6 protein-coding genes are annotated in these 6,739 nt (G+C 71.8%); 2 read left to right on the top strand and 4 right to left on the bottom strand.

Annotated features, from left to right (window positions below; genetic code table 11):
• Both RMO85_RS00385 and RMO85_RS00380 read left to right on the top strand, forming a co-directional pair.
• A partial coding sequence (locus RMO85_RS00385) for a hypothetical protein (protein ID WP_310525740.1) occupies window positions 1-432 on the top strand: 432 nt, incomplete at its 5' end.
• Window positions 433-436: 4 nt separating this feature from the next.
• Window positions 437-3,370, top strand: a complete 2,934-nt coding sequence (locus RMO85_RS00380) for a glycosyltransferase (protein WP_310525738.1) — start codon at window positions 437-439, stop codon at window positions 3,368-3,370.
• A gap of 6 nt (window positions 3,371-3,376) precedes the next feature.
• Here RMO85_RS00380 and ftsY read toward each other — a convergent pair whose 3' ends face one another.
• From ftsY to RMO85_RS00360, 4 genes are all read right to left on the bottom strand, one after another.
• Window positions 3,377-4,501 carry a signal recognition particle-docking protein FtsY gene (gene ftsY, locus RMO85_RS00375; protein ID WP_310525737.1) on the bottom strand — a complete coding sequence of 375 codons (1,125 nt, stop codon included), beginning with the start codon at window positions 4,499-4,501 and terminating at the stop codon, window positions 3,377-3,379.
• Between the two features lie 124 nt (window positions 4,502-4,625).
• A complete protein-coding gene (locus RMO85_RS00370; RefSeq protein ID WP_310525735.1) occupies window positions 4,626-4,805 on the bottom strand; it encodes a hypothetical protein in 180 nt (59 codons plus the stop codon).
• 114 nt (window positions 4,806-4,919) lie between these two features.
• The gene (locus RMO85_RS00365) at window positions 4,920-5,369 is read right to left on the bottom strand and encodes a thioesterase family protein (RefSeq protein WP_310525733.1); all 450 of its coding nucleotides are present in this window, start codon (window positions 5,367-5,369) and stop codon (window positions 4,920-4,922) included.
• On the bottom strand, window positions 5,366-6,739 hold a 1,374-nt coding region (locus RMO85_RS00360; RefSeq protein WP_310525732.1), incomplete at its 5' end, for an AAA family ATPase. The genes RMO85_RS00365 and RMO85_RS00360, both read right to left, overlap by 4 nt.

The following is a 6,739-nucleotide window of genomic DNA, read 5'->3' as shown; positions in this document are numbered from 1 at the left end:
CCGCAAGACCCGGCGCACCCGCGGGTGATCTCGGAGTTCTCGCACGTGCCCGACGACCAGCTCCAGGTGTGGTTCGGGGCGGCCGACCTTGCGGTGCTGCCCTACTCCCGCATCCTCAACTCAGGCGTCTTCTGGCTCGCGCAGAGCTTCGGCCTTCCCATCGTCGGCCCACGCACCGGCGCCCTCCTCGACCTCGCCGACGAGCCGCACGTACGCCTGTTCAACCCGCGTGACGACCGGTCCCTGAAGGAGACGCTGCGCTCGACGATCATCGAGCTCGTCGATGACCCCGAGCGGGCGCGCGCCGCCCACGCCGCGTCGATCAACGCCGCCCACTCACGGCCACCGCACCGGATGGCGGAGGACTTCGCCGCCTTCATCGCACCGATGCTCACTGCTCAGGAACGGTTGCCTCGGCGGGCCGCGGGGTGATCGGATGATCGAACCTCCCATGAGCGCGGCGGCCCGGCACTCCGCGCGTGACCTGGTCGCCTCGGGACTGCTCGACCTCGACTGGATCGGTGCGCAGCTCGGCACCCAGCCGGCCACCCCCGAGGACGCTGCCCGCGCCGTCATCAACACTCCCGACATCTCGCCGCACCCGCTCTTCGAGGCGACCTGGTTGCCGGGCAAGGGCGTGTGGCAGGCCGGGGACCTGCCGCCGTCCCTCTGGTACGTCACCGAGGGCCCGCGTCGCAACCGGCTGGCGCCGCACCCGCTCATCAACACCGAGCGGATCCTCGACGAGAACCCCGCGGCGCGCGACCACGAGTTCGGTCCGCTGGCCTGGTGGTCGGACCACGCGACCCGCGACACGCCCATGCCGGTCCGCCGCGGCTACCCGCACCTGCAGTGGGGCGAGTTCCGCGACAACGCCCTGCAGGCCGCCCGCGAGTGGCAGGTGTTGTCCTACCTGGACGCCAACCCCGGCGCGCACCAGCACTCCCCCGACGCCGCCGGGCCCGTCGTCACCGTCCTGATGAGCGCCCAGGACGTCGGTCCCCTGCTCGCGCCCACGATCGCCGCCCTGCAGGACCAGACCCTGGACCAGTGGGAGCTGCTCATCCTCGACCGGGGATCGATCGACACCACCGGGACGGTGGCCACCGAGGCCGCGACTCGCGACCCCCGCGTGCGGGTGGTGCTCGGATCACGCACCCAGCTCGGCCGGACCCTCAACCGCGGCATCCAGCGTGCTCGCGGCGAGTTCGTGGCGTTCCTCGAGCCGGGTCACCACTGGCACCCGGAGTTCCTGGCGCGCGGCGTCGGCGTGCTCCGCGCCGGCGACCGGTCCGCCGTCCATGCCTTCACCGGCCCCGACACGCGCCTGTCCGGTGAGCTCATCACGCCGTCCCAGTTCGACCTGGGGACGACATTGGTACGCCGTACGTCGATCGACGAGGTCGGCAACTTCGACGAGGGCGAGTCCGAGGAGACCGTCGCCACCTTCGTCGACCGACTCCGCACCTCGATGATCGTCAGCTGGGCCAATCCCCTCGTCCTCGTGCGCGGGGTGACGTCGGACACGCCCTCGACCGTCAACTGGGAAGCTGCCCAGGCCACGGACCGTGTTGCGGGCCGCACCAGCATCGTGCTGCCGATGGGCTACGGCTCGCGCGGCACCGTCGACTGGCTGCTCGCAGGGCAGGCCGATGTCGAGGTGGTCGTGGTCGCCACCCGTGACCGCCGAGGCCCGCACCTGCTCACCTCGGCCCTCGCCGGCCTGCTGCCGTCGGTCACGAGCATCTCGGTTCCCGCCGGCACCCGGATCTCGGCGGCGACGAACATCGGCATCGCCCACACCACGGGCGACCGGGTCGTCCTGCTCCGGCCGGAGGCGCAGCCCGCGCCCGAACTGTTGCGACGGCTCATCGAGACCATCGCCGAGCCGGGCGTGGCGATCGCCCAGCCGCTCGTGATCGATCGGCGTGGCCTGATCATCTCCGCGGGTGCCGGCTTCCCCCGCAACGACGGCCGCCTCGGCCTCCTCTTCGCCGGGCATCCGGCCTCCGACGCCCGGCGTCTCGGGACGGCAGAGATCCCGGCGCCCGCCTCGCCAATGGTGGCGCTCCGCGCCGAATCGTTGCTGTCCCTGCACGGCCTCGATCCCACCTTCCCCGACGTTCTCGCCGAGACCGACCTCGGACTGCGTGCGGGCGCGGGCGGTCTCGGCCGCAGTGTCCTCGTCCCCGACGTCAGCGTCACGTCGCGGACGTCGTACGCCGAACCGGCCGACCTCACGATGGCCATGGCCGCGCTCCGGTCGCGCCGACACACCATCCCCAGGGACCACACGAACGAGCTCTGGAGCGCCACCGGCTTCGAGGTCACCGGAGTGCGCACGCACCGCGTCTCCGCCGACCCCGACGACGCCGAGTCCGTCTCCGTGCTCCTCCAGCAGCAGGTGGTCCGCCCGGTGCGGGGCATCAACGAGCACCCACCGCGCCTTCGCTGGACCATCGACACCGCGGCGCCGGCTGGGCCGCGCGGCGAGCGATGGGGCGACACCCACTTCGCCCGGTCGCTCGCGGCCGCCCTGGAGCGCAGCGGCCAGTTCGTCTCGGTCGACTCCCGCGACGCGCGGCACCGGCCGTCGCGCGACTACGACGACGTCGTGCTCGTGCTGCGCGGCCTCGACCTGGTCGAGCCACACCCGACCGCGCTGAACATGGAGTGGATCATCAGCCACCCCGACCTCGTCTCGCTCGCCGAGCTCAAGTCATTCGACCTGGTGTACGCCGCCAGCCTCAGCTGGCCCGCGCAGGTCCGCCGCGAGTGGGGACTGCCGGTCGAGCCGCTGCTGCAGTGCACCGACCCGCGCTTCTTCCACCCCGACCGCGGCGTGCCCGACACCGGTCCGGCGGTGCTGTTCGTCGGCAACTCGCGTGGCGTCTTCCGGCACGCCGTGCGGACCGCCCTGGCGGCGGACGCGGACCTCACGGTCCACGGCGCCGACTGGGACGAGTTCCTCGACCCGGCCACCGTTGCCTCATCGGGCGTGCCCAACGACGAGGTCGGGGCGCTCTACGCATCGGCGGGGATCGTCCTCAACGACCACCACGTCGACATGCGTCGCGACAGCTTCCTGTCCAACCGGCTCTTCGACGCCGCGGCCTGCGGCGCCCGGATCGCCACTGACCCGGTCTCCGGCCTCCACGAGACGTTCGGCGATCTGGTGCAACCCTTCCAGGACGAGGGCGACCTGGTGCGACTGATCACCCCGCCCTACTCCGCCTTCCCCGACAACGAGACCCGCCGGGCGCAGGCGCTGAAGATCGTCGCGGCACACACGTTCGACCAGCGCGCGGCGCGGCTCGTCGAGGACGCCGTCACCGCACTGCGGGACCGCGAGCGGCGCGCGACTCGCTGAGTCGGGTCAGCCGAGCAGCGCGTCCACGAATGCGCCCGCGTCGAAGGGTGCCAGGTCATCGGCACCCTCGCCGAGACCGACCAGCTTGACCGGCACGCCCAGCTCGCGCTGGACCGCGACGACGATGCCGCCCTTGGCCGAGCCGTCCAGCTTGGTGAGGACGATGCCGGTGACGTCGACGATCTCGCTGAAGACGCGGGCCTGGATCATCCCGTTCTGACCAGTGGTGGCGTCGAGCACGAGCAGCACCTCGGTGACCGGGGCCTGCTTCTCGATGACCCGCTTGACCTTGCCGAGCTCGTCCATCAGGCCGGCCTTGTTCTGCAGACGGCCGGCGGTGTCGATGAGCACGGTGTCCACACCCTGCTCGACACCCTGCTTGACCGCCTCGAACGCGACGCTGGCGGGATCGGAGCCCTCCGGGCCACGGACGACCCCGACGCCCACGCGCTCGCCCCAGGTGGCGAGCTGGTCGACGGCCGCGGCGCGGAACGTGTCGGCCGCGCCCAGGGTCACCGTGCGGTCCTCGGCGACGAGGATGCGGGCAAGCTTGCCCACGGTGGTGGTCTTGCCGGCGCCGTTGACGCCGACGACGAGCACGACGCCGGGCCGGCCGTCCGCGCCGCTCACCTGCAGGCGACGGTCCATGGTCGGGTCGACGAGCTCGAGCAGCTCTTCGCGGAGTACGGCGCGGGCGTCGGCGTCCGGACCACCCTCGACGCGCAGCCGGGAGCGCAGCCGCTCGACCAGCTGGGTGGTGGGCGCGACTCCGATGTCGGCAGTGAGCAGGGTGTCCTCGATGGCCTCCCAGGTGTCCTCGTCCAGCCGGTCCCGGCTGAGCAGCGCCAGCAGGCCGCGCCCCAGGGTGCCCTGCGAGCCCGCCAGACGCTGGCGCAGCCGCACGAGGCGCGACGCCGTACCCTCCGGCTTCTCCAGCGCCGGCTTCTCGGGAGTGGTCTCGGTCGGTGTCTCGACGCCCGCCTCGGTGGGCGCAGGGGCGATGACGTCGGTGCCGACGCCCGGCACCGAGGGCGCCTTGCCCCGGCGACCGCTGAGCAGGCCGACGAGCATCAGCACGCCGACGACGGCGATGCCGATGATCAGATAGAGCCAGCTACCGGGGAAGTCCATGGCGCAATCCAATCACGCGTCGCCGGCCGTCCTCCCGCGGCCGGTGACCAGGCAACCTAACTGCTCAACCGGAACGGTTGCTGAGTCACCGCCCGCGCCAAGAGCCCCCGGCGCCGGACCACGATCAGGCGCGGATGTCCTCGTGGTCGCCGATGGTCGGCAGCGAGTCGACGCCCTTGCGCATCGCGTCGCCCAGCTGCGGGACGACGGGCAGTTCCTCACCGCGGTGCGGGTAGGCGACGTAGAGCACGACCGCCGCGGCGGCGGCGAGGACGAGCAGCATCACGAGGACGATCGCCAGCATGTTCAACTCCCGAGGGTGTGGTGCACGTCCACCCACGGTGACACAACAGCGGCTCCGAAGACGATTTCACGCCCGCCGCCTCGGTGTGTCGCCGCCCACATCGGACCCCTGCGATCAACGCAGCAACGGCTCCACGGCGGCCCGCACCACGTCGGGCATGGGCACCACCGGTCGATTGCCCGCGCCGTGCTCGTTGTCGACGTACACGTGCACGAACCGCCCCTCCGCGGCCGCCTCGTCGGACTCGCCCTGGAAGAGACCGATCCGGTAGACGATCGAGGACGTGCCGACCTTGTCCACGACCATGCCCATCTCGATCGGCTCGGGGAAGCCGATCTCGCGGAAGTAGCGGCACGACGTCTCGGCGACGACGCCGATCTGCGCCAGCGCGCGGACGTCGACCCCGGTCTCCTCGTAGAGATGGGCGTTGACAGCGGTGTCGAAGAGCTCGTAGTACGTGGCATTGTTGAGGTGGCCGTAGGCGTCGTCGTCGCGCCACCGCGTGGTCGCGGTGCGCCACGCGACGTAGTCGGCGCGGGTGGGTCGGGCAGCTCGCTCGCTCACGCCGACTCCGCGCGCTCGAGGCGCTGGGAGATGACCGTCGTGACACCGTCGCCGCGCATGGTCACGCCGTACAGGGCGTCGCCGACCTCCATCGTCCGCTTCTGGTGCGTGATCACCAGGAGCTGGGAGGTCTCACGCAGTTCCTCGTAGATCTCCAGCAGCCGGCCGAGGTTGGTGTCGTCCAGCGCTGCCTCGACCTCGTCGAGGATGTAGAACGGCGACGGGCGGGCCTTGAAGAGCGCCACCAGGAACGCCACGGCGACCAGGGAGCGCTCGCCGCCGGAGAGCAGCGAGAGGCGCTTGACCTTCTTGCCGGCCGGGCGGGCCTCGACCTCGATGCCGGTGTTGAGCATGTCGTCGGGGTCGGTGAGCACGAGGCGGCCCTCGCCACCGGGGAACAGTCGGGCGAAGGTCGAGTCGAAGGCCTTCTCGACGTCGGCGTAGGCCTCGCTGAACACCTGCTGCACGCGGTCGTCGACCTCGCGGACGATGTCGAGGAGGTCCTTGCGGGTGCGCCGCAGGTCCTCGAGCTGCTCGGTGAGGAACTTGTGCCGCTCCTCCATCGCGGAATACTCCTCCAGGGCGAGCGGGTTGACCCGGCCCAGCATCGCGAGCGCACGCTCGGCGGTCTTGAGCCGCTTCTGCTGCTCCTCACGGACGAACGGCACCGGTTCGGGCGCGATCTCGTCGTCGGCCACCTCGCCGAAGAACGGCACCAGGGTCGTGGGGCCGTAGTCGTCGATCAGTCCGTCGGCGTCCATGCCGAGCTCCTCGAGCGCACGCTCCTCGAGCTGCTCTATCCGCATCTTCTGCTGCGTGCGGGCCATCTCGTCACGGTGCACGGAGTTGACCAGCTCGTCGTGCTGGCGACCCAGCTCGCGCAACGTGGCGCGAGCTGCCAACAACTGCTGCTCGCGCACCTGTCGCGACTCCTCGACGGCAGCGCGGGCGTCGGCCGCCAGCATGACGCTGCGCTCGAGCCGCATCAGCACGACCGTCACGCCGGCGTTGACGGCCTCGGCGGCGGCGCCCTCGCGGATCAGCCGCTCTCGGCGCTCCGACGCCCTCGCCCGCGAGTCGCGCTCGGCCTGCGCGGCGCGGACCAGCGAGTCGGCACGGCCGTTCAGCGCGCGGGCGCGCTCCTCGGTGGTGCGCAGGGCCAGGCGGGCCTCCATCTCACCCTGGCGGGCGGACTTCGCCGCCTCGGTGAGGCGCTCGCGCTCGGCGACGTCCGGCTCCTCGTCGGGCGACTCCTCGGCTGTCGCGAGCCGGAGCTCGAGGTCCGCGAGGCCGGCACTGTCCGTCTCCCGGGCCGCCTGCGCCGTGGTGATGGCACGCTCGAGCCGCTCGGCCTCGCCACGCGCGGATCG

Origin of the sequence: Nocardioides sp., from assembly GCF_031422975.1 — a bacterium.
Lineage (GTDB): Bacteria > Actinomycetota > Actinomycetes > Propionibacteriales > Nocardioidaceae > Nocardioides.
The sequence above is the reverse complement of the archived record's forward strand: the minus strand, read 5'-3'. Positions and strand labels throughout refer to the sequence as shown.

Bases quoted from the DNA above. Each gene is read 5' to 3' on its own strand.
- RMO85_RS00380 (WP_310525738.1), top strand. From the start codon at position 437: ATGATCGAACCTCCCATGAGCGCGGCGGCCCGGCACTCCGCGCGTGAC.
- ftsY (WP_310525737.1), bottom strand. From the start codon at position 4,501: ATGGACTTCCCCGGTAGCTGGCTCTATCTGATCATCGGCATCGCCGTC.
- RMO85_RS00370 (WP_310525735.1), bottom strand. From the start codon at position 4,805: ATGCTGGCGATCGTCCTCGTGATGCTGCTCGTCCTCGCCGCCGCCGCG.